Below are 1,961 nucleotides of genomic sequence, written 5' to 3'. Positions count from 1 at the left end.
ATCTAGCCTAGGAACCTTGCTTACTATGATTAGCTCATTAGTTTTTGCTATTTGGTTAATTGTAATCGGTGTAACTGGTAAACCACCTTTACTGCTTAAAAGTTTATTCAATTTATAGGTTTAAAAAGTACGCTTTACCAAATAATACCTAACAAGTGCCTAAACCAAAGGACGCAAAACAGCAGGCTTGCGCTCCTTCGTCGCTAATTTTAGCCTGCTATTTTTCGCCGGTTAGGCAAGCGTTATATTTCATGAGCACTTAGCTTTTATCTATGCTATCAAAAGGGTTATATATGGAGTTTGAAAAACAAATCGAAGCCTTTAGGGATTTAGGCTACGAATTCGCAGAAGGTGTAACGAAAGAGCTAATTCTTCGTGATGTATATGAAATGACAGGTGAAGAAGAAACTGAAAAACACATCGAAGAAAACCCTTTTTCAATTCTATATTATTTCTATGGCTGGAGAGATTCATCTGTAAAAGGTTACAACTATACAGATGATTGCATATGGTTTGATTTAGAGTTTTTTGACCCTAGTAATCAATACAAATGGTTTATGGAAAGAATGGGCGCCATTACTCATGGTGAAATGGAATTTTCAGACATAACAATAGAGACAGACTCAAATGATTGGGAATGGATTAACTTCAAAATAAATAATATACCTAAGCGGTGGAAATTAGAAAAAACAGGCTATATCGCAGATCATTTTGTTCAACGCTTTTCCTATTTTCATAAAGAATTAGGCACATCTCGTCAATTCACTTATTACGATAATGGTGGACAACAATGGGTAATAGATTATGCAAATACTGCAGAGCAGAAAGATTTCATTGAAAGAACCAAGTTAAATAGAGAATGGCTAGGAGAAGGGAGCCACTTTAGCAAACCTCCCGAGAATCACGATGAATTAGATCCTGTAAATATAAAGAAAAGGTTTCTTAGCGTGTATTCAAAGTTAGCAAATAGTTTTAAGAGATAAGTAATAAATGAATTATAACAAGGTGCTCAAGGGCGGACACAAAAGTTTGACTTGTCGTTCGTACCTCACTAATTTTAAGCCAAACTTTTTTGCCGCTTAGCACGGCGTTATGTGCTTAGGTGAATTATGGAGTTTATTGTTAAAGTAATTTGGGCTGCTACTCCTTTTGCTCTAATCGTTCCATTTTTATTAAAGCCACAAATTTTGCACTGGATTTCGCAAAAGTGGTTACTCGTATTTAGCCTTTTTCTAAGCTTGCTTGGTATAGTGTTGTCACCAGAAATTTTGTGTGTAGGTACGTGCAGTGTAATCACTGGAAGCATAATTACATCAGTGTTTATTAATGCTGTTTTACTCTCAATTTTTCTACTTTTAAGCTACAGAAAACATAAAGTAATAAGCACATAACAAAACAAATTAAAGTGCGGACAAAAAACAGTGGGCTTTGTTCGTGCCTCACAAATTATAGCCCACTATTTTTAGCCGTTTATTTGCGGCGTTATATTTCACGAGCATGATTAGCCTATTTCGAAAAAAACGAATTATCAAAACAGCGCTTTCTGCAGAAGAGTTAATAGAGCGTCTGTTGAAGCTGAATAATAAATTCGTTACAGATACAAAATACCTTGAAGTGAAATCCAAAGGGACTCGGACATTTGGGTTAAGCTTTTATAAAAATATTGCTTACCCTCAAATGAATTATTCTGTTGCTAAAGAGCTATGGATAGAAACAACAGGTGAAGAAAGTTTAATTCATATCAAAACTAGACCAATAGTTTTTATTTGGGTTCTTCCAGTTTTAATGTTACCTATGCTTCCAACTGCAATTAGTGAACATGGGTTGGATGCACTTAGTATTTTCATAGTGCCTATTGTATTACTTGAGTTGTTGTTTTTAAGTAAATCTACTTCTGAAAATACGCTGCTGGATGACTTTATTGATAAAGTGGTGAAGTGAAATATAACAAGTGCCTAAAC

Annotated in this window: 2 protein-coding genes; both read left to right on the top strand. The window is 34.8% G+C overall.

All coding sequences use genetic code 11. The features are described 5' to 3' along the window. The first annotated feature begins 293 nt into the window (after positions 1–293). Positions 294–983 (top strand): hypothetical protein, encoded by a 690-nt coding sequence (locus tag CWB72_RS20040; RefSeq protein WP_138635149.1) that lies wholly within the window; start codon positions 294–296, stop codon positions 981–983. Between the two features lie 514 nt (positions 984–1,497). After that, positions 1,498–1,941: a hypothetical protein gene (locus CWB72_RS20035; RefSeq protein WP_138635146.1), complete on the top strand. Its 444-nt coding sequence runs from the start codon at positions 1,498–1,500 to the stop codon at positions 1,939–1,941. The last annotated feature ends 20 nt before the right edge of the window (positions 1,942–1,961 follow it).

Origin of the sequence: Pseudoalteromonas phenolica (genome assembly GCF_005886345.1) — a bacterium.
Lineage (GTDB): Bacteria > Pseudomonadota > Gammaproteobacteria > Enterobacterales > Alteromonadaceae > Pseudoalteromonas > Pseudoalteromonas phenolica_A.
Note: the sequence above shows the minus strand (reverse complement) of the source record. Positions and strands in the feature narration are given on the sequence as shown.

Coding starts and splice junctions, on each gene's coding strand:
- CWB72_RS20040 (WP_138635149.1), top strand. CDS start 294: ATGGAGTTTGAAAAACAAATCGAAGCCTTTAGGGATTTAGGCTACGAA.
- CWB72_RS20035 (WP_138635146.1), top strand. CDS start 1,498: ATGATTAGCCTATTTCGAAAAAAACGAATTATCAAAACAGCGCTTTCT.